At 40.1% G+C, this 25,011-nt stretch carries 19 protein-coding genes; 8 read left to right on the top strand and 11 right to left on the bottom strand.

The window, feature by feature from the left end; genetic code table 11:
- Positions 1–68: 68 nt before the first annotated feature.
- The 5 genes from EV695_RS07400 to EV695_RS07380 all read right to left on the bottom strand — a co-directional run bounded on the left by EV695_RS07400 (position 69) and on the right by EV695_RS07380 (position 6,321).
- Positions 69–1,622: an ankyrin repeat domain-containing protein gene (locus tag EV695_RS07400; protein WP_131905313.1), complete on the bottom strand. Its 1,554-nt coding sequence runs from the start codon at positions 1,620–1,622 to the stop codon at positions 69–71.
- 149 nt (positions 1,623–1,771) lie between these two features.
- Entirely contained in the window at positions 1,772–2,530 is a 759-nt protein-coding gene (locus EV695_RS07395) for a substrate-binding periplasmic protein (RefSeq protein ID WP_165874649.1), read from the bottom strand.
- 456 nt (positions 2,531–2,986) lie between these two features.
- On the bottom strand, positions 2,987–3,766 hold the full coding sequence (locus tag EV695_RS07390; RefSeq protein WP_165874648.1) for a substrate-binding periplasmic protein: 780 nt from the start codon (positions 3,764–3,766) through the stop codon (positions 2,987–2,989).
- 189 nt (positions 3,767–3,955) lie between these two features.
- The gene (locus EV695_RS07385) at positions 3,956–5,260 is read right to left on the bottom strand and encodes a vWA domain-containing protein (RefSeq protein WP_131905310.1); all 1,305 of its coding nucleotides are present in this window, start codon (positions 5,258–5,260) and stop codon (positions 3,956–3,958) included.
- Positions 5,261–5,271: 11 nt separating this feature from the next.
- Entirely contained in the window at positions 5,272–6,321 is a 1,050-nt protein-coding gene (locus EV695_RS07380; protein ID WP_131905309.1) for an AAA family ATPase, read from the bottom strand.
- A 226-nt stretch (positions 6,322–6,547) separates the two neighbouring features.
- Between EV695_RS07380 and EV695_RS07375 the strand changes: the two genes are divergently transcribed.
- From EV695_RS07375 to EV695_RS07360, 4 genes are all read left to right on the top strand, one after another.
- Positions 6,548–6,955, top strand: coding sequence for a hypothetical protein (locus EV695_RS07375; protein ID WP_207907004.1), 408 nt, complete (start codon positions 6,548–6,550; stop codon positions 6,953–6,955).
- The gene (locus EV695_RS07370; RefSeq protein WP_131905308.1) at positions 6,955–7,395 is read left to right on the top strand and encodes a DUF2384 domain-containing protein; all 441 of its coding nucleotides are present in this window, start codon (positions 6,955–6,957) and stop codon (positions 7,393–7,395) included. The genes EV695_RS07375 and EV695_RS07370 overlap by 1 nt, the downstream gene beginning before the upstream one ends.
- A gap of 96 nt (positions 7,396–7,491) precedes the next feature.
- Entirely contained in the window at positions 7,492–8,808 is a 1,317-nt protein-coding gene (gene bioA / locus EV695_RS07365) for an adenosylmethionine--8-amino-7-oxononanoate transaminase (protein ID WP_131905307.1), read from the top strand.
- A 229-nt stretch (positions 8,809–9,037) separates the two neighbouring features.
- Positions 9,038–9,565 (top strand): hypothetical protein, encoded by a 528-nt coding sequence (locus EV695_RS07360; RefSeq protein ID WP_131905306.1) that lies wholly within the window; start codon positions 9,038–9,040, stop codon positions 9,563–9,565.
- Positions 9,566–9,658: 93 nt separating this feature from the next.
- Here EV695_RS07360 and EV695_RS07355 read toward each other — a convergent pair whose 3' ends face one another.
- The 6 genes from EV695_RS07355 to EV695_RS07330 all read right to left on the bottom strand — a co-directional run bounded on the left by EV695_RS07355 (position 9,659) and on the right by EV695_RS07330 (position 20,540).
- On the bottom strand, positions 9,659–10,597 hold the full coding sequence (locus EV695_RS07355; RefSeq protein ID WP_131905305.1) for an ABC transporter permease: 939 nt from the start codon (positions 10,595–10,597) through the stop codon (positions 9,659–9,661).
- Positions 10,597–11,565, bottom strand: a complete 969-nt coding sequence (locus EV695_RS07350; RefSeq protein WP_207907003.1) for an ABC transporter permease — start codon at positions 11,563–11,565, stop codon at positions 10,597–10,599. The genes EV695_RS07355 and EV695_RS07350 overlap by 1 nt, the downstream gene beginning before the upstream one ends.
- Positions 11,566–11,687: 122 nt before the next feature.
- Entirely contained in the window at positions 11,688–13,253 is a 1,566-nt protein-coding gene (locus EV695_RS07345) for an ABC transporter substrate-binding protein (RefSeq protein ID WP_131905303.1), read from the bottom strand.
- Between the two features lie 156 nt (positions 13,254–13,409).
- Complete coding sequence (locus EV695_RS07340; RefSeq protein WP_131905302.1) at positions 13,410–15,131, bottom strand: dipeptide ABC transporter ATP-binding protein; 1,722 nt, start codon at positions 15,129–15,131, stop codon at positions 13,410–13,412.
- 321 nt (positions 15,132–15,452) lie between these two features.
- The gene (locus EV695_RS07335; RefSeq protein WP_131905301.1) at positions 15,453–20,180 is read right to left on the bottom strand and encodes an Ig-like domain-containing protein; all 4,728 of its coding nucleotides are present in this window, start codon (positions 20,178–20,180) and stop codon (positions 15,453–15,455) included.
- A gap of 57 nt (positions 20,181–20,237) precedes the next feature.
- A complete protein-coding gene (locus EV695_RS07330) occupies positions 20,238–20,540 on the bottom strand; it encodes a hypothetical protein (protein WP_243651524.1) in 303 nt (100 codons plus the stop codon).
- 116 nt (positions 20,541–20,656) lie between these two features.
- Between EV695_RS07330 and EV695_RS07325 the strand changes: the two genes are divergently transcribed.
- The 4 genes from EV695_RS07325 (at position 20,657) to EV695_RS07310 (ending at position 24,925) form a co-directional block, all read left to right on the top strand.
- On the top strand, positions 20,657–21,907 hold the full coding sequence (locus EV695_RS07325) for a lipoprotein-releasing ABC transporter permease subunit (RefSeq protein WP_131905300.1): 1,251 nt from the start codon (positions 20,657–20,659) through the stop codon (positions 21,905–21,907).
- A 41-nt stretch (positions 21,908–21,948) separates the two neighbouring features.
- A complete protein-coding gene (locus EV695_RS07320; RefSeq protein ID WP_131905299.1) occupies positions 21,949–23,241 on the top strand; it encodes a lipoprotein-releasing ABC transporter permease subunit in 1,293 nt (430 codons plus the stop codon).
- A gap of 4 nt (positions 23,242–23,245) precedes the next feature.
- Positions 23,246–23,947 carry a lipoprotein-releasing ABC transporter ATP-binding protein LolD gene (gene lolD / locus EV695_RS07315; protein ID WP_131906128.1) on the top strand — a complete coding sequence of 234 codons (702 nt, stop codon included), beginning with the start codon at positions 23,246–23,248 and terminating at the stop codon, positions 23,945–23,947.
- A gap of 87 nt (positions 23,948–24,034) precedes the next feature.
- On the top strand, positions 24,035–24,925 hold the full coding sequence (locus EV695_RS07310; protein ID WP_131905298.1) for a PPK2 family polyphosphate kinase: 891 nt from the start codon (positions 24,035–24,037) through the stop codon (positions 24,923–24,925).
- Positions 24,926–25,011: the final 86 nt, after the last annotated feature.

Genomic DNA, 25,011 nt, shown 5'->3' with positions numbered 1-25,011 from the left:
ACTTATAGGCTTATTTTTGCGGATATATATGTAGATAGGGTGAATTCTTTGACTTAAAGGAAAAGCGATTAAGTTTTCGAAATAATCACGTTGTCTTTTTTCGCCTTTTTAATCATGTCGATGATTTCCTTATTCTTAAACTTAAGCGCAAGATCTAACGCTGTTTGACCTTTTTTATTTTTGATTGATAGATCTACATCCTGTTTTAGCAGGTATTCCAGTGTATCTCTTTTTTTGCCCTTAACAGCCATCATCACCATAGTCCAACCACTGTTTGTGGTTTTATGGATATCTGCACCTTTTGAAATTAACAATTTAAGTGTATCCAATGAATGGTGTCGAGCTGTTGATAGCGCTGCCGTCCAGCCAGTTTTATTTTGAATATCAACGTTTGCACCCTGATCTATAAAATATCTGATGACGTTTTTATGGCCCCAGCCAGCCGCTCTCATCAGTGGCGTGTCTTGTTTATCTGTGGCAAGCGCATGAATATCTGAGCCTTGTTTGTGTAAGTGTTTTATAACCTCTAGACGACCATGTCTTGCAGCCAAATGTAATGCTGTTGATCCGTTTTTGTCACGCGCATGAACATCAACGCCATTCTTAAGCAACATTCTGACAACTTCATAGTCACCTTTGCTACTGGCTTTTAATAATATATCTTGTGGGTTTTTAACAAGGCTCAATAACTCTTTTACAGTACTGCTATGACTATAATGAGCTGCCAGCCAAAGTGGATCATGTTTGAATTTGTTAGTACGTTCCAGGTTTGCGCCTGAGGCTAAAAGAATCTTTACAATGTCTGTGTGGCCATTGGCAGCTGCAGTCATTAACGGAGTGTTTTTTGATTTTTCGGTGGGCAGCTCTATATCAGCCGAATGCTTTAATAATTGTGAAACAACGTCAGTATTGCCTTTGTTGCTGGCTAACGAAAGTGGGCTCCAGCCATTATTGGAACGCGAATCAACATCGATGCCATTATCAATCAGATAGTCAACAAGATGGGGATGATTGTAATTAGCCGCATAATGTAACAAGGTCCAACCATTCTTCTGTTGTTTTATATGTAGATTAGCGTCGTGTTTAATCAGTAATTCTATGGCCTCTTTATTGCCTTTATACGCAGCTGTAGTGAGCGGTGAAGAGCCACTTTTACCAACGGTGTTTACATCTGCTCCCTGACTTATCAGGTATTTGAGCATCTCAATGTCATCCGTTCTGACTGCACTTTTTAAAGCGCTTTCCTGATCTTCATCTTTAAGTTCGAGGTCTGCGCTGTTTTTTACCAGTACTTTAACCGCATCCAGATTTTTATCTTCGATCGCAACATGTAGCGGTGATTTTCCAGTGTAAAGATAGTTAATATCAAATCCGGATTTAATAATGGTATCTAATAAGTCAGAGCGTTTGAGTCTTATTAATGCAAAGAAAATAATTTTTTGATTAGATGGGTGAAGTTTATTGAATCTATTGAGTAGTGCAGTCTCTTCACTTTTGTCTGATTCCATTGTTAGAAAATCTTTAACAATAGAGCGGGATTTACTCTCTGCATGAGAAGCAATAGGCAAAGCAAGTAATAGAGAAGATAGGCTGATCGTTAGAAACAATGGCGTGTTTTTCATGGATTTTTATTATTTTGTATATGAGGTATTTTAAATAATAAAGGAAAAACAGGGTGTTATGAAATCTATAAGATAAGAGGTGTCTTAGGAAATTAATACATTTATTGTTATACACCTCCCTACTTATAGGCGGTTTTTACAGGTGTTTTTTATTTGTAACTATCAATCACTCGCTGAAAACCTTTATTCAGAGAAACGCTTTCAAAAGCCTGTTCTAATCGTTTGATCAATGTAGTGGGGACAGACTTTTTAGAAAAACCAAAATAAACCTGATTTGTGTTTATAACGAATGGGTCTACTTTATATTCTCCGGTTTTCATTAATTCGGTTTCGGCAGATACACCGCTGTAGTTCTGTCTTAATATCCCAATGATTCTACCTAGTTTAAGCTTTTTAACGTTGTTTTCCTGAGAGTATGTTTTCTCAAATTTATCAGCAAAAACGGGGTCATTTTCTATTTTATCTTTAAAGGCTTTGCCAAAATATGCCCCATGTTGAATGCCAATTTTACCGGGTAGGTTTTTGATGTCATCCAGAGATTGAATCTCTGTATTGACTGACTTTTTTAATAAAAGCTGAATGGTTTCATTGTTATGAGGACCAATAAAGTGGATGTATTCTTTTCTTTCGTCCGTAATTGACATATTCATCATCATATCAACCTGGCCTGATTTCATTAATTCTAGTGACCGTGCCCAATTGATATTCTCAAAATTTACGTCGCAATTTGCTTCTTTGAGTAATTCTTTGGTTAAATCTATGGTTAAACCAACCCATTGTTTAGATTCGTCTTGATAAAATAGTGGAGGGATTTGCGTGACACGTGCATTGATATTGCATGTTTCTGCTTTGACTGCAGTGCTGCTAAAAAATATAAAAACAACTATAAGTACATTAACTATACTCATAACCTGTTTCATACTATTTACCCCTGTATTCGTCGCTGATTTAATGAAAGAGTCAGATAAAAGTTTACGTATGTCATTACACGTTGATACATATTTGTATTTGTTGATGTGCAATATAAGTTTTTGAAATAGAACTGGCAAGATAAAACCCCTTTAACGTCTTAAGGAGAGTAGGGGCGACAAATAGTTCAGAATAGTTTAACTCTAGCTTTTGTTCTGTCCTTATTGTGGTTTCATTGTGGTTTCGTTTAAACGCATTGGAAAAAAATAGCTGTTATTTTATTGTTGTTTCCATATCAGTGAGGAAGCGAAATAAGTATGTGATCTAAGCTTGGTAATGATAGCTGCACAACTATAGCTATTTGGTGTCTCGGTTTAATAACACACCCCCCTACTTATAGGCACTTTTTTAAAACTATATAACTGATAACTCTGAAACAGGGTGGTTATAGATATTTATTTGTAGCTTTCAATGACTCTATGAAATTCTTTATTATTTATGGCTCTGTCATAGGCTTCGTTTAATTTACTGAGAATTTCAGGCAATACCGATTTTTTTGAGAAGCCAAAATAGACTTCATTATGATGAATGATATACGGGTGAACCTTGTATTCATTACTGTTAAGTAGATCTTTCTGTGCTGATACACCGCTATAGTTTTGACCCAAAATTCCTATTATTCTGTCAGATTTTAATTTATTCAGATTAAATTCCTGTGAGAAGACCACTTCAAATTTACTGTTAAATTCAGAATCATCTCTCAGTTTTTCATGAAATTCTTTTCCGTAAAAAGAGCCTTGCTGATATCCAACAATTCCGGGTAACTTTTTAAAATCCTCTAAAGAATTAATATCTATGGTTATATTCTTTTTCGTTAATAGCTGAGCCGTTTCGATGTTTTGTGGGCCGATAAAATGAATGAATTGTTCTCTGTCATTTGTTCTTGATAGATTCATCATCATATCAATGCCACCATTTTCCAATAGGTCTAATGATCTTGCCCAGCTTATCGATTCAAAATCTCCCTTACAACCGGCTTCATTGAGTAAAACATTTGCTAAATCTACTGTTAAACCAGCCCATTCTCCTGAATCGTTTTTATAATATAAGGGAGGAATATTAGTGACTCGTGCTTTTAAAATACATGATTCGGCACTTGCTGAAGAAGTGTTGCTGATAGAGAAAAACAAGATGACAAGCGAAATAATGACGCTGGTACTTAAGCTTTGTCTCACGCGCTCCTCCTTCTTGAAAGGTCTTGGATGAATTATTAGTGTTATTTTTTTGTAATCAACGTTTTAACTAATATCTTTTAATATCACTAAAATAATTCATTCAATATAACAGAAGTACACTATTTCAATTTAACTTAAGTCAAGTAAATCGCCTATTAATAGAGACTAATAGGGACGTAGGTGTATTAATTAGTTTAATTGAACGCGTTGCCCCCAGGGAACTTCGCCTTTGCCTTTAACTAACCATACAACAGGGTAATTAGGCTCAGTAGGAAAGCTACCCTGTGCATCGGTGAAATAAACCACGCAACCCGGTTGGTTATCTTGCTGATGTGCCCAATTAAATACTGGTCTAAAATCTGTAGAACCACCACCAGCTATGGTGTCTGGCAAGGTGACTTCTTCCCACGGTTCAAAGACTCTTGGAAAGCCATCTGCAATAGCTGAATCACATGCTATCAGTGTTATTTTCGCGCGCATTTGACCTTTAATGGCATTAATTTCAGAGAGGCATTCGAGTAGTTCTTTATCGCTGACAGAACCGCTCACGTCTAGTGCAACTAATACATTGATCTCTGAACTGCGCAAGGTTGGAAAAATAGCAGGATCACCACGACGTGTTGAAGGTCGTGTATAGCTATAATCATCACGCGCCATCGCTGTCATGTATCTCGCGAGTAACATGCGCCACGGTAAGTTTGGTTGCAATAATGTTTCAACCAGACGTTTCATCACCCCACTTAATTTACCTGCCTGTTGCGCTTGTTGCGCAGCACCTGCCATGCGTTGCTGCCATTGAATACTGAGTTCTTCAGCTTCTTGCTGATCTAATGGCGGTGGTGGCGCTTCAGCACCTCCTGCATTTTCATCAAATTCCTGTTGGCCGCTTCCTTCTGGGTCTTTATCTTTATCACCTGAACTTCCGCCGCCAGACTTATCCTGAGTCGATTTCTCTTCTGGCGGCTTTGTACCTTCCTCTGTGTGATCTAGTGGGTTATCGCTGCTGTCTTGACCACCTTCACTAAACTGATCTTCTTTGTCATATAGATGTTGATCGAGCGTATCGCTCATATCGTTATCGTCTATCAAAGGATAAATTTCTTCCGCCGTCATCCCTTCGTATTCTTTAAGATGCAGAATACCAGGTGGAGGTATGAGACCTTCGGCTAATAGAATAGGATTGATCGCATAATCACAGGCGAGATCCCAGCGATGTTTGATACGATGTGCACGGCGCGCGAAATGTGACAGTGCGCAGTGTAATGCTTCATGTGCGAGAATGAATTGTGTTTCAGCAGGGTTTAAAGCATCAATAAAATCAGGGTTGTAATAGAACTTGCGTGCATCTGTTCCTGTGGTGGCACACCATGCAGGATCAGCCGCCTGTAGAGGTAAGCGCAACACCAGAGCGCCAAGAAATGGCTTGTCGAGAATTAATTTAGTACGAGCTGCACTAAGTTTGTTTACAATTGACTGTAGGTCGTGATCTTCCATGTTTAAATTGCTTAATCGTACAGCATAATATCGCCAATCGAACTTGCCCATTGACTAAATTCAGGAACTGAAAATAATTCATCGCCGACTGCGCGTAACATATCGGATACCAGCATCACGCCCATTTCTTTTTGTCTGAAGGCTTTGGCGTAATTTAATATATTGCCAAAGACTTCAGAGGCATTACCGCTCTCTTTTGCTTTGATTGCTCGACCCACTAAAGCACTAGCGACCGCGTATTGTAGATCGATTTCCTTTGGTGCTTTAACGTCTTCTCCCGTTAAAATAGCATCAAGGTCTGGCATCTGATCCATACTGTCGATAAATGCTTTTAACTCGATGCCAGCAGCAGGGCCAACACAGGCTTGTAAGGTGCCGAGCAGTACTTGAGGTGAGTCTGAAAACTTAATCAACGCATTATTTGCAAACTGCCAGGAACGTGGTGATGGAAATGCAACGGGGTTATGTGCCGGGTCAAAATCAAATAATAACTCTGGGCGAAAGCGTAAAAAGGCGATGATTTTTTCACTGATGTCATTTTTGTATGCCCAGGCAACCCAATCATCCAGATTTACATCCACTTCATAGTGAGAGAAGCGATTCGCTAGTGGTGAAGGCATGGTGTACGTCACACCGCGATCGCCTTGGCGGTTGCCGGCAGCAAAAATAGCCCAGCCTTCGGGTACTTCGTATTCACCTAATCGTCTATCCAAAATCAGCTGATAAGCTGCTGCAGAAACACTCGGTACGGCAGAAGTAATTTCATCCAGAAACAAAATCCCTTTTTCACCATGTTTCTCTATACTCGGTAACATCGAAGGAATTGCCCATTCGACGTTACCACTTAAATCATCACGAAAAGGTATGCCGCGAAGGTCACTGGGTTCCATTTGAGACAAACGTATATCGATTACTGAAACGTTTTGGCGTTTACCAATTTGCGCAATCAAATCAGATTTACCTACTCCCGGAGGACCCCATAACATCACAGGTGTATGACTGCCATCCTGTGCTCCTATAAATTCTTTATCTAATACAGTGTTTAACAAAGCAGGGCGCATAAACTTGAGTAACTCGATTTTAGTAAATTAGTCATCGTAGTGTAGTCAATCAGATAGTGCTTGAACACTTCTCTTAAGCAATAGATTCTATTGTTGCTTTTTATGTTGCAACATAGATTGCGCTTTATGGTTGCCCTTCATTAAAACCAAAGATATAAATTAAGGGATATATGCAGGCAATCTTAAAATAAGTAAGATAATGATAACTGAATAATCTGGAAATATTATGTCTGAGGAAGTGGAACACTTCACCAAGGAGAAACGCGTACTGGTAGCTATGCGTAAAACGCTATCCAGCATTGTCAAAGATGTTACACCATCCAGTTCTGCCATTAAATCGCCACTCACCGAAGCTACTATTGAAGACATAAAAATGTGTTTTGGATTGATTGCTGCGCGCGAGCAAGAGATTGCCAAAGAGGCGGGTATTGAATTGAATGAAAAACCACATTTTACAGATGAGGCAGTGACATCTAATGTTGTATCTCTGGATTCTTTAAAGATTACTACAACTAAAGTACAGTCTTCTAGTGCACAGCCATCAAAAGAACAGTCAGCAAAAGCAAAGCCAGCAAAAACCAGAAAAAAAATAAACCGTTATGAAATAGATCCTAGTGAAGAAGGTTTTGAATAATGGCGCAAAAAACCTACAGTGATTATTCAAACGATGAGATGTTGCAATTAACCCAAGGTGTGATTAGTTATCTGGATGGTTGGCAGCTTTCAACTGAGCAGATGTTGGCAGTTCTTGGTTTGGGAGATCTTGTCAAAAGTCGTCATATCCAGGGGTTTCGTATGGGAGAAAGAGTTTTCCCGGAAAGCAGTGAACTGATGATCCGAATTGATCATATTATTGGCATTGCTGATGCGCTTCGCACCACTTTTCCCTTTAGCGATAAAATGCGTTTAATGTGGTTACGCAAACCACACCGACGTTTTCGTAAAAACACCCCGCTTGCCGTTATTATGTCGGATGATTCACCGAATGGATTGCTGAAAGTACGTATGGAAGTAGACTGTGCCTATGGTTATGCTATTTCAGAAGCTATGCAAGATGCAGCGAAAAAATCTTAATGTGTATCTAAGCGATGCTAGATAATTGCTTTAGATAAGAGACATAACGAAACACCCTGTGAGATAATCTCCTATCAAATGATATGAGTTTCACGCATGAATCAGGAAGAAATTTTAGCACTCGATGCCAAACACCTATGGCATCCTTATTCGAGTTTTTCTAAACCCACCCCCGTACTTTCGGTCGCTTCTGCACAAGGTGTTCGCCTTGAATTGACTGATGGAAGAAAACTCATCGATGGCATGTCGTCGTGGTGGTCAACCATCCATGGTTACAATCATCCTGTTTTGAATCAGGCGATCATTGATCAAAGCCAAAAAATGTCGCACGTTATGTTTGGCGGTTTGACCCACGAACCTGCGGTGACATTAGGCAAAAAACTTGTCGATATCACCTGTGCCAATTTACAACATGTTTTTCTGGCAGATTCTGGCTCAGTCGCGGTGGAAGTCGCTATAAAAATGGCGCTTCAATATTGTTTTGCCCAAGGCCAAACGCAAAAAACCAAGCTACTTACTGCAAGAAACGGTTACTATGGCGATACCTTTGGTGGCATGGCAGTGTGTGATCCCGTTAATGGCATGCACGAAATGTTTACAGGCGTATTACCTCAACACATCTTTGCCGAAGCGCCGCAGACTTTAACCGAAAGTGGCGAAGAAGTTATCTGGAAGCCTGAATTCATCAATGACTTCAAAACCAAGCTCGAACAAAATCATAAACAGATAGCTGCAGTAATCATAGAACCCATGGTACAAAACGCGGGTGGGATGCGTTTCTATCACGTGGAATATTTACAAGCTGTTCGACAACTCTGCGACCAATACGACGTGTTATTAATTCTCGATGAAATTGCTACGGGCTTCGGTCGAACTGGAACGCTATTTGCTTACGAGCAAGCCAATATCCAACCCGATATTTTAACCGTGGGTAAAGCACTTACAGGAGGCACGATGACATTAGCCGCCACACTAACATCCCGTAAAGTAGTTGATGGCATCGAAGCAGACGGCAAAGGTCTATTAATGCACGGCCCAACCTTTATGGGCAACCCACTCGCTTGTAGCGTCGCTAATGCCAGTATTGAGCTGTTATTAAGCTCACCATGGCAAGATAGAGTTAAAGCGATATCAGCACAACTTAAAGCCGAACTATCGCTTTGTATTCAATTAGACTGTGTAAAAGAAGTCCGGGTTAAAGGGGCGATTGGTGTCGTTGAATTGCATGATCCGTTAGATACAACATGGTCACAACCACGCTTTACAGAAAAAGGCGTTTGGTTAAGACCATTTGGTAAATTGGTGTATTTGATGCCAGCTTACATTATGGAATCGGCTGAGCTTAGAGTTTTGACTTCTGCCATATATGACGTGCTTAGTGAATGGCAAAAAGAAAAAAATGCCTGTAAGTAGGGGGGTGATATAAATCGAGGGTGCTAATAAACAGAGGGTGCTAATAAACAGAGGATGCTAGTAAACAGAGGATGCTAGTAAACAGATGAGTGACTTTACATAAAATTACAATCCAAAACCGTATTCCGCGCGTATATTTAACTATACTAAGGTAAATATTGTTTAATTTTAGATACTTAAATCAATATTCAAGTTATAAAATTCCATGAAGCCCCCAAGGATGGATAAAATGTATAAGCTCGGCATAGTAGTTATTTTTGCATTTCTCGTTAATGGTTGTACCTCTGCACCCCCGTATTCAGAAGCTGGATATGTTACCTCTGGTTCGTCTACTTATTATCGTCCGTATTACGATACGTATTATTCTGATTACGATTATATCGGTTACGATCCATATTACTTTAACCGATACCCGAATCGTTATACGCGTTCTTACACGACTCGTTATCACGGACACAAAAATAAGAACTACAATAAACACCGCAATCGTAACCAGGTTAAGCGTAATCATAATCGTGTGAAAAATGGACAGCCAAATCGAGTGCGAGGTGGCAACCCGAACCGTGTACGTAACGGGCATCCAAATAGAGTCAAAGGTGGACAGCCTCATAAGATGAGAACTGGTGGTGTAAAGCGCAATCACAGCCATCGTAACCGTGCGTCAAATTCTAATCGAAACAGAGCCAGTTCTTCTGGTGATAGAAGACCATCGAACTTCTTTAAAAAAACCGCCCATAACCGGGGGGGTGGAAAATAGAGTTTAAGTCTTTGGTTTTGACATTGACTTTATCTATTTTCTGCTATTAATCACTTTCTATAAGTCTCTATAGAGACTTATAGAATCTAACGTTTAATCTTTATAAAGCTTTGGGTTAAAGGTATCTCGTAAGAAGTCACCTAGCAGATTAATTACGATTACCAGTAGGATTAAAAAGGCGCCAGGTATCAAGGTGATCCACCATGATCCTGAAAACAAATATTGCTTCCCAATACTGATCAACGATCCAAGGCTGGGTTCGGTTACCGGCATTCCTAACCCAAGGAATGAAAGGCTGGCTTCGGTAATAATCGCATTGGCAATCTGCACCGTTGAGATTACAAATATTGGCGAGAGGCAGTTAGGCAGAATGTGTTTGAACATGATTCTGATTGGACTGAAACCCATCACTTTAGCGGCATCTACGTATTCTTTTTCCTTTTCTGCGAGCACACTGGAACGAACCGTTCTGGCGATTTGTGGCCACTCTGCGAGACCAATGATCAAAATCAGTATTACCATAGCCCATTGATTAAACGCATCGCTACCAAAGGCGCTTTGAACGATAGCCAGAATAATAATGGCAACCATCAAAGTAGAAAAAGACAACTGCACATCTGCAATACGCATTAGTAAATTATCTGTTCTACCGCCGACATAACCGGCAACAAGACCAATCGTAATTCCGATGACTCCCTGTAATAACACCGCAAGAATGCCAATCATCAAAGAAACACGCATTCCATAAAGTATGGTGCTCCATAGATCTCGGCCTTGATCGTCTGTACCTAAGAGGAATCGTGGATCACCACCTTGTTGCCAAACGGGAGGTAATTCCGAATCCATGATATCCAGAATCTGTAAATCGTAAGGGTTATAAGGCGCTACTAAAGGCGAAAGTATCGCGAGTAAAATCAGTATCAGAAAAATGATAGAACTGATGATTGCCAGTTTATCGCGTTTAAAATGATAGAAAAAATCAGAGGCCAGAAAGCGCTGAAACTTTGTGTTTTTGTTGGTCGTATTATTCATTATTTACTTTTACCCAATAAATTAACCGTTGGGTTGATGACGCCGTAGAGTAAATCCACCAGCGTATTAACAACAACAAATAGAAAGCCTACAAACATGATGTAAGCGACGATCAGGGGAATATCAGAACGATTTACCGCCTCTAAAAACATAAAGCCCATACCCGGCCATTGAAACACTGATTCTGTCAGAATCGTATAAGCAACCATAATGCCGATTTGAACACCACCAACCGTTATCACAGGTAACATGGTATTTTTTAAGGCATGTTTGAAATAAATTTTGCCTGCCTTCAGGCCTTTTGCCTTGGCAAATTTGACGTATTCAGAACTTAACACTTCGAGCATTTCGGCTCTGACCAAGCGAATAAACAGCGGCAACATGATGGATGACAAGGCGATAGCTGGCATGATGATATGCAGAATACCGTCTTTGGTGAGGAAATTCGTTTCCCAATATCCAAACAGGTGAACGGTTTCGCCACGGCCAAAAGATGGCATCCAGCCGAGTTTAACGGAGAATATGTAGATTAGGGCAAGTGCCGTAAGGAACACAGGTATAGATATGCCCACGATACTCACCGCCATAATAAATTTACTAAACCAGTGTTTGGGTTTGATGGCGGAAAAAACACCCAGTGGAATAGAGAGAAAAATAATAATGAGCGACGCTGCAAAGGTAAGTTCCAGTGTCGCGGGTAATTTCTTTAAGATTACTGTCATGGTCGGTAATTTATGGAAATAGGATGTCCCTAAATCACCGTGCAGTGCATCTTTGATAAAGCGTCCATACTGGACTAGGAATGGGTCATTCAATCCCATTTCATCACGCATGACTTCTCTTTCTGCTTCCGAAACTGACTGTCCTGTCATTTCTCGTAACGGGTCACCTAATTTATCTTTAATAGAAAAACTCAGGAGGCTAATGATTAGCATCACAACGATGGCTTGTAAAAAACGTTTAAGCAAAAATTGCAGCATAGTAGGGCGCGGATATTATTAGTGTAGTTAATAAAAAGCTGGGTAAGGTTTAAGCCTGTACCCAGCATTTAGTCATTAATTGTAAAAATTAATGGAGTAGAGTAGTAAAACTAGTCAATAGCAAGATCGCCAATGTAAGGGAAGTTCATTGCATTAACGATAGGCTTGATATTTACACCTTTACGAGAAGCCCATGCAAGATTTTGCCAATGTAGCGGGATAAACGCAGCGTCATCGTAAATTTGCTTTTCGATAGACTGCAGCATTGCAGCACGCTTGGCATCATCTGTTTCTTTATTAGCTTTCATCGTTGTTTCATCAACCATTTTGCTACTGTAATTTCCAGAGTTATACGCACCCATACCTGTTTCTTTGTTCGGTGTCATAGCGAGAAATTCATAGAAGTTTGCACTATCTTCAGTATCAGAATGCCAACCGATCATTAACATATCAGCAGCGCGTTTATCAAACTCAGGCCAGTACTGTGCTTTTGGCATAGTCTTAAGGTCAACTTTGATATTGATTTTAGATAGCATCGCAGCAACCGCTTGTGCGATTTTTTCATCGTTTACATAACGGTTATTAGGCGCCATCATAGTAACGGTGAAACCATCTGGGTAGCCAGATTCGCTCATGAGTTGTTTTGCTTTTTCCAGATTAAAACGAGGCTTAAGGCTTTCGTTGTGACCTAGGTAACCTTTAGGGCTCATTTGAGAAGCCGTTGTTGCGAAACCTTTCATGATCTTCTGCACAATACCTTCATTGTTTACAGCGTAAGCCATTGCCTGACGTACTTTTTGGTCTTTAAACTCTTCACGACGTTCCTGATTAAGCTGGAAAGTAATTACTCGAGTGCCCGCCATTGTTACTAATTGCACTTTGTCGTTCGCTTCAATCTGTCCAAACTCATTTGGCGCAACCGGTGCGATAAAGTCAACGTCACCAGATAATAGTGCCGCAACACGAGTTTGGTTGTCTTTAATCGGTGTCATTACTACTTGACTTACATTGCCTTTAGAGTCTTTATCCCAGTAATCAGCAAAACGATCAAACACAACTTTAACGCCTTGCTCACGTGAAGTTACTTTGAAAGGTCCCGTGCCAGATGTATGTGTTGAGGCATAAGAAGCACCATCTTTTACGATTTCTGCTTTGTCTTTACCGTTCTCATCTTTACCTGCGTAGAACTTACTATCCATTGGGAAGATATAAGTCGCCGTGTGCATAACAAGTGGGTAAGGGCCATCAGTAACGAGATCGATTGTATTGTCATCAATAACGTTTAAGGCTTTAAAGTTCGAGAAAATACCTTTGAAGTCTTTACTGGTTTTAAGACGATCAAACGTCCATTTAAAATCAGCAGCTGTTAGTGTATTGCCTGAATGGAATTTAACCCCTTCACGTAATTTAAAGCGTACTGTATTTTCATCCGTACGTTCCCATGATGTTGCTAAACGTGGTTCAAACGATAAATCCTGTGCCCAACGCACGAGTGGGTCATGCGTCATGTGTGAGAGCTGTAACATACCGCCAGATAACTGTTCATGAATATCTAAACTTACAGGGTCAGCGTCATACGCTAATTTAAGTGTTTTAGCAGTAGCTGGGTTTAGTACGAGTAAACTTGTCAGGAGAAGTCCGCTGACTTTTCCGATAAAACCAAGTTGTTTCTTCATTTTTTAACTCCCTATTTATTTTTAAATAATGTTTTTAATCATTCTAAAAACTTAATCGTATTTTAGACTTAATGAGTTTAGTACAGATTTATAAAACTGCATTTTTAGTTAAGTATTTTTTAAGTAAATTATTTTATAAGCTATTGAAAAGACGATTTAAACATGTGAATTAGCATTTAGATCGTGGGTCAAATCATCAAAACGAGGCATCAGGTCTAGCAGCTCTCTCGTGTATTTATCTTTAGGGTGTTCGAATAGATCTTCGGTCTGTTGAAGTTCTAATATTTTACCCTGTCTCATGATGGCAACTCGGTCGCACATTTGTCTTATTACCGGTAAATCATGGCTGATAAATAGCATTGTCAGTCCTAATTCATCTTGTAAATCTTTTAGCAGGTTAAGTATTTGTGCCTGTACTGATACATCTAATGCAGATGTCGGCTCGTCACAAATAAGCAGGCGAGGGCGTGTTGCAAGTGCCCGTGCGATGGAAATTCTTTGACGCTGACCACCAGAAAATTCATGTGGGTATTTCACCCCTGACTTACGACCCAGGCCAACATGATCGAGTAAATCACCTACAATGCCTTCAACTTCATTTGTTTTGGCTAGATGATGATACAAAATCGGTTCTGCAATAATGTCTTTGATTTTCATTCTAGAATTTAGGCTGGAATAGGGGTTCTGGAAAATCATTTGCAGCCGTTGCCTTACAGATTTAACTTTTTCTTTATCAGGGTTGTTGATTAGCTCAACCCCATCATAAACAATCGAACCCGAATCAGGCTGTTGCAGACCGGCTATCATTCTCGCGATCGTTGATTTACCTGAGCCACTCTCACCCACTAATCCAAACGATTCCCCTTGTTTAACACTGAAGCTCACATTGTCTGTCGCTTGAAGACGTTTTCGATTCTTTTTAAAGAAAGCATCCTGAGTGAGGAAACTTAAATTAAGGTCTTTGATGATAAGCAGGTCATCTGTATTGTGATGTTGTGAGCTTTGACCTAACCAGTGTGTAGTAACATCGATTGATTTTAATCCAGACTCTATGCTTTCAATGGTTTCTACCAGCGGGAATCTATCAACTTTCTTTCCTGCTAACGGCACGGCACTAATCAAACTTTGTGTATATGGGTGTTGTGGATTACCTAAAACATCTTTAGTTTCGCCAATTTCTACGAGTTTACCTCGGTAAAGAACAGCAACACGGTTTGTCACATTGGCAATCACGCCCATGTCGTGAGTTACCAAAATGCAGCCGACCTGCAGGTCGGTACACAGGTCTTGAATGAGTTTGAGTATTTGATCTTGCACTGACACATCAAGCGCGGTTGTTGGCTCATCAGCAATGATCAGATCAGGTTCACCGGATAAGGCAATAGCGATGACAACGCGCTGTCGCATGCCGCCAGAAAATTGATGAGGGTATTGTTTGATCCTTACTTCAGGTTCAGGGATTCCTACTTTGGTGAGTAATTCGATTGATCTTTCCAGAGCTTCTTTGTAACTCACCCCAAGACAATTAATGATGGTTTCTACCATCTGGTTTTCGATGGTGAATAAAGGGTTTAGAGATGTCATTGGATCCTGAAAAATAAAACCGATTTTAGATCCGCGAATCTTGCGAATAGACTCACCTTGTAAACCTGAAATGACTTCGCCGTTAAGCGTTACTTTTCCTGCTGCAACACGTCCTGGCTTACTCAATAATTGCACGATGCCATTACCAATTGTTGATTTTCCTGCGCCTGATTCTCCCACTAATCCGAGGATTTCTCCTGCATTGACGCTTAAGCTTACTTTATCTACCGCTACTTCTGTGCCGTGGCGATTAGGGAATTCAATAGTGAGGTTTTCAATTTCTAACAGTGACATGAATCATTAAACTCGAAGTAAATATTATCCAAGTTTAGAACAGCTATTTAATTAAAACAGTAAATGTGTATTTATTATGTGAAATTAATCGTTAAATCAATGTTTTGCAATTGATTTAGAACATGATTAGAAGATAGTTAGAACAATGATTAAACATTTCTACAAGCATATAGATAAAAAAGTAAGGCTCAAAAAACGCCTGTAAGTAGGGGGGTGCCAAAGTCAAAAGTGGATTTGATAAATCTATCTGTTTTTTTGCAAAAAAAAAGCCACAGCGTTAACTGTGGCTCTAATTTTGTATCTGTATTACAAGATGTGAACTTAGTTACATTTAGTACCTGTAGGACAACCTTCCTCAACAAAAATGACGATTAGTGCAGAATCATTGTGCCCATTTTCATCGATAATGTCATACCAGATACTTTCTGTTCCGGTAAAGTCAGCGAAAGGCGTATACACGATTTTATTGCCACTAACCACTGCATTACCATTGCTACCAGAATCTACAGCGATGATTTTTAAACCTTCACCTCCATCATTGGCAAGTGCATTAATGGTAATAGGTGTTCCTTTTGTTGTTGTAACGTCATCCGATTCAGCATTGATGCTAGACGTACCAGTTACACCTTCAACATTTACAGTGACTCCAGCTGATGCTGTGTGACCATTACCATCTGAAATCGTATAACTAAGATTGTCTACACCAGTATTCCCTTTACCACAGGTATTAGAAGGGGTGTATACAATATTATTACCTGATACAACAGCTGTTCCAAGATTGGCACCAGTGACGCTAACTAATTTGAGTGTATCCCCATCTGGATCTGTATCATTGCCTAAAACATCAATCGTAATAACACTACAACCTGTTGTTGCTACATCATTAGATGCATTAGGCGCTTTATTTACAGCAGTAACGATGACTGTTTCTGTCGCTGTTGCTGTACCACCATTACCATCAGAAATAGTATATTCGAACTTGTCCGTCCCTGAAAAACCAGCTTTCGGTGTATAAACAATGGTTTGACCATTAATTGTCGCTGTACCGTTTGCAGGAGTTTCAACATTTGTAATGGTCAAATTATCACCATCGGGATCGGAGTCGTTAGACAACGTGGTTAAAGTCACCGGTGTTTGTTCCGGAGTCGTTGCCGAATCGTCTTTTGCAACAGGTGCTTTATTCGGAATCACTACAGCTTTAATGGTAATTGTTTCAGTAGCAGTCGCAGTACCACCTTTGCCATCAGATATTTCATAACTGAAAGAATCTGTTCCTACATAACCAGGATCTGGTGTGTAGACAATTTTACCGCCATTTATAGAAGCTGAACCATGTGATGGATTACCAATACTGGTAATCTTCAAGCTGTCACCATCAGGGTCAGAGTCATTTGATAGTGTATTTAACGTAACAGGGGTATCCTGATCAGTCGTAACAGCATCATCAACTGCAACGGGTGCTTTATTAGGTGCAACTACTGCTTTCACTGTAATTGTCTCTATTGCTGTTGCGGTGCCACCTTTACCATCCGAAATAAAGTAAGTGAAAGAGTCCTCGCCCACAAAACCTGCTTCTGGTGTATACACAATTTTATCGCTATTAATCACCGCTTTACCATTAGATGGATTACCTACGCTGGTGATTGTGAGAGTGTCTCCATCAGGATCAGAATCATTTGATAAAGTATTCAAGGTTACTGGAGTGTCTTGATTTGTTGATACAGAGTCATCCTTGGCAACGGGCATCTTATTCGGCTCAACTACTGCAGTAATTGTAACTGTTTCAGTTGCTGTTGCAGTGTTGCCTTTGCCATCTGAAATAGTGTAGCTAAATGAATCCTGACCGACATAACCATTATCAGGTGTATATATGATTTGATTACCACTGATTTCGGCAGAACCATGAGAAGGAGAGCCAACAGCTGTTATTGTTAATGTATCATTCTCTGGGTCGGAATCATTCGTTAAGCTATTAAAACTTACCGGAGTATTCTGTAAAGTTGTTTTATTGTCATCCACGGCAACTGGAGCTGAGTTAGCAGCAGGGTCGACAACGACAGTCACTGTTGCTGTATCTGAGCCGCCGTTACCGTCTGAAACTGTGTATGTGAATTTATCATCAATATCACAAGCTGCACCGTTAGAGGTATAGATCAGAGTGCCATTAGATCCTTGAGTTACTGAACCATTGGCTGGCTGTGTGAAACTACTGACAGATAGGGTGTTTCCATCCGTGTCGGTATCATTCGATAACACATTGATCACAACGTCACCATTACAAGCCACTTTACTAGCATCATTGACCGCATTCGGTATTGCGTTACCAGGGCCTGTAACAATTACTGTTTCAGTCGCTGTTGCAGTATTGCCATTGCCATCAGATATTGTGTATGTGAATGTTTCAGTACCAACAAAATCAGTATCCGGAGTGTATATGATTTCTCCACCACGAATGACTGCGGTTCCATTCTGTGGGTTGCTTACGTTAGATATTGTTAAAGCATCACCGTCTGGGTCTGTATCATTAGATAAGGTAGTCAGTGTCACTGCTTGATTGACAGGCGTTGTTGCATTGTCATCTGTCGCTACTGGTGCAGAGTTGCTAAGACTTGTAGAACCTGTGATCGTAATCGTTTCAGTCGCTGTTGCAGTGCCGCCATTGCCGTCGGAAATGGTGTAAGTAAAGCTGTCAGTACCGACATAACCAGTATCTGGCGTATAAATAATCTGACCACCTCTGATAGCTGCCGTACCATGTGCTGGGTCACTGACATTGGTAATGGTTAATGTATCATTTTCAGGGTCTGAGTCATTATCTAGAATGTTAAGTGTAACGGCTTGTCCCATTTGTGTCGGTGTAGTTTCGCCCACAGCAATAGGTGCTGAATTTTCAGGTTTTTTAACGGTTACTGTTACCGTAGCGGTGTCAACATTGCCACTAGGATCTTTAACTTCATAAGTAAACTTGTCAGTACCATAGAAGCCCGGGTTTGGGGTATATACCAACTTGCCATTTACAATTGAAACCACACCATTAGCAGCTGCAGCTACGATACGAGTAATTGTCGCATCGGCATCATCGTTGCTGAGCACATCGATAGTCACTGCTTCGCCTTCTTCTGTTGCACTTACTTCATTTGCTGCGACTACTTTATCATCAGCTTCAACCGAGATTGTTACTGTTGCTGTATCTGTTCCACCATTTCCATCAGAAATCGTATAAGTGAATTGATCATCAACACCACAACCACCGCCATTAGCCGTATAAATCAGTTCGTTATTTGCTCCACGACTAACCGTACCATTAGAAGGCTGGGTAAAGCTTGTTACATTTAATGTGTCGTTATTGACATCTGTATCATTAGCAAGAACATTAATTGCTACTGATTGACCACATTCTACTTTTGTTGAATCATTAGTCGCTACTGGGCCTTGATTGCTAAGGGGAGTCGTAGAACCTTCAGTAGTTTGATAAGTATTAACACTTCTATCGTGCTTAATATTATTGTGAAGCGCACGGGTAATCCAGGCCGGTGAATTTTTGATTGTTTCGGTTTTCCAGATAACGCGTGGTGTTCCTGGTTGTCCGCTATCAATCATGACATTTTTAGTGCCATTGGGAACATTTTTGAAACCACTGACTACTTGACGTGTGCCTGTTTGTACTCTTTGTTGTGCTGTTTTGTCTTCAACATAACGCTGGGATTCTGTAACATATTCGATATCAACACGTCGATTTTTGAATCCTTGTCCTGGTACGTTAGGATATTTGGGATGAGCTTTACCTAAACCACGAGAAACCAGATGATCAGGGTTGAAACCGTTTTTAATTAAGAATTTTTTTACAGAATTTGCACGTTTCTCAGATAAAATCTGGTCATACACGGCATCACCTAAACCACAGGTATTACCAGTGATTCGGATATTACCCTTATAACCTGTTTTACGAATTTCTGCAGCCACTTGCAGTAAACGGGTTTTTGCAGAAGGAATTAATTTAGAACTGTTGAGTTTAAAGAACGTTTGTCCTTCAAGTTCCATAGTGCTTTTAACTAAACGTTTTTTTCCGGTGCCAACGTTTTTATTTCCATAAACAGGGACTGTTTTGTAAGTTGGTACACGTTTATATTGTGTGCGTTGTTCATAACGAGGCGGTGTTGCTTTCCCCGGTACTTCGACACGAACTCGACGTGTTGTTGATTCGGCGCGGAATGCACTACCAAAGTCGTAACGATAACCAACACGCCCACTCACATCAGCATCGCTACTGGCACCGTCGTTATAACCGCCACTTCGTTTAGATCCGGAAACATCAACCGATACACTGTGACCTGTGCCCTGGAAGAATTTTTCTAATCCAGCAGATAAAGTAGTATTGTGAGCATCTTTCTCTCCAGCGCCAACTTTATCGCTCCACTCATGATCTAAGCCTGCACGAACACGTACATTAGCATCTGGTATAAATTTACCAATACTGCCACCTACACCATAGTCATAAGCGCGATCGCTCACAGTTTTACCGTCTATGATTCTTGAATCTTTTCTGCCTGATAAACCTTTGCTGACATGAGCATCCCAGAATAAATTCTGATTTTCGCGACCATAACCCACTGTAGCTTTATCGTGACCCGCTTCATTTTTATCGTAAGCAGCAAATACTTTATTCACATGAGAAGTATTACCAAATTTATCACGTGATACCCAATTGTGATTCATTTGTACACCACGACCTAATAAACCTTTATCGTCGCCTTCTAGATCATAACCGGCCCACAAACCAACACCAGTGCTGTGATTTTGACCTTCAGAAATAACCTGATTGAACTCAACGTCAACATCGCCATCATCTGTAATGCCTCCGCCTATACTGGTTCTACCACCTACATATTCATGGTTTGCCCGGCTTACTTGTCTGGCGTCTTCATAGTGCCCATCTTGATATTGTTGTGATGCTGATGGTGAAGCAAATGAAGGTGATGTAAGAACTGCGGCTGAACTGAAGACGAACGGAAGGAACGCCCACGTGTAAGTGGTAAACTTTTTAGTCATTATTATTTTCTTTTTGTGGTTATATTATTTTTATATTTTTTCGCTAAGTTTTGACTGCTATCGCTTTACAACACTATGAATAACATGTGAATTTTCAAAATAAACTGAGAAGCCTGAGTAATCCCAACGAGTGATTTTTGGGTTACGTTTAGTTACTTTACCTTTTGATACTTTGATTCTTTGAGCAGGACCGAAACGCTTTTGTACCTGTTTCATACTTTGACCATGTGTAGGCAGATTCGCTTTCTTTAATACTTTTGCATGTGGGCCAATCGCTAATATTTCTGCACTTGCACTCATTGGTATCATTTGTGCACTAAAAGCAAAGGCTGCGCTGAGGAGTAAGGGTTTAATATTCATTTTTATTTTCTCTTCTTTATGACTATTTTTATTAATTCGTTGTCAAATTTTTAAGTATGTGTTTTCTTTTACAATTTTGTTACTTATTCATACAGTCAGGGCTATAATCCGCACCCATGTTTAAACCATTAGAACTCTTTGTCGGTTTGCGTTACACACGCTCAAAGCACAAAAATAACTTTATATCGTTTATTTCCTTGGCTTCCATGCTTGGGATATTATTTGGGGTTCTTGTACTTATTACCGTTCTTTCCGTAATGAATGGGTTCGAGAAAGAGCTTAGGGATAGAATACTAAGCATGGTTTCGCATGTCACCATTAGTGAGACAAACGGTTTGCTCTCAGATTGGCGGAAACAACAGCAGGAACTTGTTGATATGCCAGAAGTTATTGGCTCTGCACCATTCATCAGAAATCAAGTCATGTTAAGCGCAAATGGTGAACTTCGTGGCGTTTTACTCGAAGGAATTTTACCAAAAGAGCAGCCAAAGGTGGGGGGTGTGCATAATCGAATGCTGGAAGGCAGTTTTGATGATCTTCAACCGCGTGGATATGGTATTGCCTTAGGCGTAGAACTTGCGCAACAACTAGGTGTGTTCCCAGGGGATAAGTTAACGGTTGTAACACCAAGGTTTAGAGTCACTCCCGCTGGCATGATTCCCAGAAGTAAACGCTTTACCGTGGTTGCTGTGTATAAAATCAATATGGCTGAATACGACAGCGCGACAGCGTTTATACATATGCAAGACGCCTCCAAGTTGTTTTCAACCAAAGATAATGTAACGGGTATTCGTTTAAAATTAACCGATTTATTTGATGCGCCTGAAGTTTCATATGGTTTGTCCAAAAAACTAGGTGATGAATTTACGGTCACTGATTGGGGGCAAGAAAACAAAAGCCTGTTTCAAGTCCAGAAGACTGAAAAAGTAGTGATGTTCTTCATCCTGTTTTTGATTGTATTGGTTGCTGTTTTTAATCTGGTTTCATCGCTGGTGATGGTAGTTAATGATAAGCAAGCTGATATCGCGATTCTACGTACCCAAGGTATGTCGGCCAAACAGGTCAAACGAATATTTATGGTTCAGGGGATTATTATCGGTTTGTTCGGTGCGATTCTCGGGGCGATTTTAGGTGTGTTACTGGCACTGAATATCGGCACAATTGTTGAATGGATAGAAACACTCTTCAATATTGAGTTATTGCCTCAGGATTTATTCTACGCTAGTTCTAAATTTCCATCAGTTGTTGATTTCAAACAAGTCATAGGCATTTCAATCGCATCGTTTGTTCTCGCAATTTTAGCAACATTATATCCTGCAAGTCGTGCCGCTAAAGTTCAACCTGCTGAGTCTTTGCGTTATGAATAAACTGATTAATTTAATAACCAATAAGAGCGAAATTTAAGTATATGTTTCAGCCACTATCCGCTTTTATCGGTTTTCGCTATACCAAGGCGAAGAAAGACAACCATTTTATTTCATTCATTTCATTGGCCTCAGTGATAGGAATCGCGTTGGGTATCATTGTTTTGATTACTGTTCTGTCAATCATGAATGGTTACGTCAAAGGTATTCAAGATCGTCACTTAGGGATGCTTTCTCACGTTACCGTTTCTGATTCGGACTGGGTATTACCCCAATGGGAAAACCGTCGTAATCAGATACTGGAAAATACTCAGGTTACCGGAGCTGCTCCATTCATAGAAAAACAGGTGATGCTTAAAGAAGCTGATACTGTTCAGGCAACTTTACTGGAAGGTGTTTTGCCTGATTTAGAAAAAGATATTGGTACTATCAACCGTTATATTCAAACACCTGAAGGGACAACAGAGACGGTGAGTTTGAATGTGCTTAAATCTGGTGAATACAAAATAATACTGGGTGAAACACTGGCGAAAACCCTTGATGTTTCTATCGGCGAAACGATTACTCTGTTAAGTCCTAAACAACAGAGTTTTACGAATGACGGAGAGTCACAAAACCCTGATGATTTGATTCCGATACTGAAGGATTTTGAAGTCGCTGCCACGTTCAAAGTTGATTTAAATATCTATGATAAGTCGGTTGCTTACATTCATATGGACGATGCTGCTGAACTGTTTGGAATGGATAAAGAAGTAACAGGAATACGCGCCCAGATTTCCGATATATTTATGGCGAATCAAGTCACAAAAGAGATAGCTGAAAATTCTACCGGTGATTACGTTATAACCAATTGGACAACCCAGCACTCAACATTCTTTAAAGCTTTGCAATTACAGAAAACCATGCTTTTTCTAGTCTTGCTTCTGATCATTGGTGTGGCTGCATTTAATCTTGTCTCTACCTTGATTATGGTCGTTACTGATAAAGAATCTGACATCGCTATCCTCAGAACATTAGGCATGTCGCCGGCACAAGTAATGCGGGTTTTTATCGTGCAAGGTGGATTACTGGCATTGATCGGAACCGTCATTGGTGTGCTGCTGGGTGTATTAGTTGCGAGTAATGTCAGCGCTATTGTTCAAGGAATCGAGCACCTGATAAATGTTCAACTATTGAATGCCGAAATTCACGGTATCACGCATATCGATGCAAAAATTGAATGGGGAGATGTGATCTTGATTTCTATCAGTGCCTTCCTGTTATCTATACTGGCAACCATTTTTCCTGCGTGGAAAGCATCTAAAGTCCAACCCGCTGAAGCGCTTCGCTATGAGTAAAACAATGACTGAAACTGATAATAATGGAATAGACAAGGTAATTGCGTGTGAAAACCTTACCAAACGATTTAAGGAAGGAAAGTTAGACGTTGAAGTACTCAAAGGTATTTCACTTGATATTAGCGCCGGAGAAAAAATAGCCATCGTAGGCAGTTCTGGCAGTGGCAAAAGTACCTTGCTACATATATTGGGTGGGCTTGATCTTCCAACCGAAGGCACTGTGCATGTCATGGGTAAAAATATAGCCAAGCTCAGTGATAAAGAACGCGGAGATTTACGCAACCAGTCTTTAGGTTTTATCTATCAATTCCATCACTTATTACCTGAATTCACTGCGCTGGAAAACGTGGCAATGCCATTACTGATTCGAGGTTCATCTACAACTGAAGCGAGTAGTAAAGCCAGTGATATTCTTAATAAGGTGGGACTGTCAGAAAGGTTGTCTCATAAGCCGGGTCAACTTTCAGGTGGTGAACGTCAACGTGCAGCCATAGCCAGAGCACTGGTAACTAATCCGAATGCGGTATTGGCTGACGAACCGACAGGAAACCTTGATCATAAAACTGCGCTGCAAATATTTGATTTGATGCAAAGCCTGAATCAGGAAATGCAAACCGCATTTGTTATCGTTACACACGATATGCAACTTGCTGAAAAGATGGATAAGATTTACTCGCTGGTTGATGGAAGGCTGAGTAACTACTAAAGTACTTATACGAAACTTCTCGTTATAAGAAAAACACAATAAAAGTAGATCACGCTATAAGATAAAATAAGTCTTGAGGACGTCAACATGCTAAAAGCGGTTAAAAGTAATTTTCAGGTTGGAATAGATAACCAATTCAAGCTTTCAGAGGCAGCAACCATTGCTGATAAATCTGAGTTAGATAAAAAAACGCTGAAAAAAGAATTGGGTGACCTCAGGCAGGAACTTGCTGAGTTGCAACATCAGCTATTCGCTGAAGATAAACGCTCATTACTGATCGTTTTTCAGGCCATGGATGCCGCTGGAAAAGACAGCACCATACGTTCGGTATTTAATCGTGTAAATCCAGCTGGCTGCCAGGTTTCATCCTTCAAACAACCTTCATCTTTAGAACTTGATCATGACTTTATGTGGCGCAGTAATATTCGTGCACCAGAAAGAGGTAAAATCGGTATATTCAATCGCAGTTATTATGAAGAAGGGTTAGTGGTTCGAGTACATCCCGATTATCTAAAATACCAACGCTTGAACGATTTACCAGAAACGCTGGATGAAAAGAATCTGCAAGGTTTTTGGCAGAATCGTTTTGAATCCTTTAATGACTATGAAAAGCACCTAGCCAGAAATGGTACTCTGGTTCTAAAGTTCTGGTTGAATGTCTCTAAGGAAGAGCAGAAAAACCGTTTTCTTTCCCGTTTAAACGAACCAGAAAAAAACTGGAAATTCTCATCCGGTGATATCAAAGAACGTGCCTTGTGGAATGATTATATGCACGCCTATGAGGAGCTTATTAATCACACCAGCAAAGAACATGCACCGTGGTATGCGATTCCTGCCGATAATAAACTGTATATGCGAGTGCAGGTTGCCAGAACAATCGTTGAGAACCTACGTGCAATGAATCCTCAGTTTCCAAAAGTAGAAAAGAAAGAAAGCGAAAAATTTGATGAAATGAGACGCTTACTCGAATCAGAATAGATTCATTAAGTGGTTTGTTTTAGATTATAAGAAAAGTGCCTAGATCTGCATAAATTCTATTTACGTTTTCTAAAAACAAAAACGTA

The organism is Cocleimonas flava (assembly GCF_004339015.1).
Lineage (GTDB): Bacteria > Pseudomonadota > Gammaproteobacteria > Thiotrichales > Thiotrichaceae > Cocleimonas > Cocleimonas flava.
The sequence above is the reverse complement of the archived record's forward strand: the minus strand, read 5'-3'. Positions and strand labels throughout refer to the sequence as shown.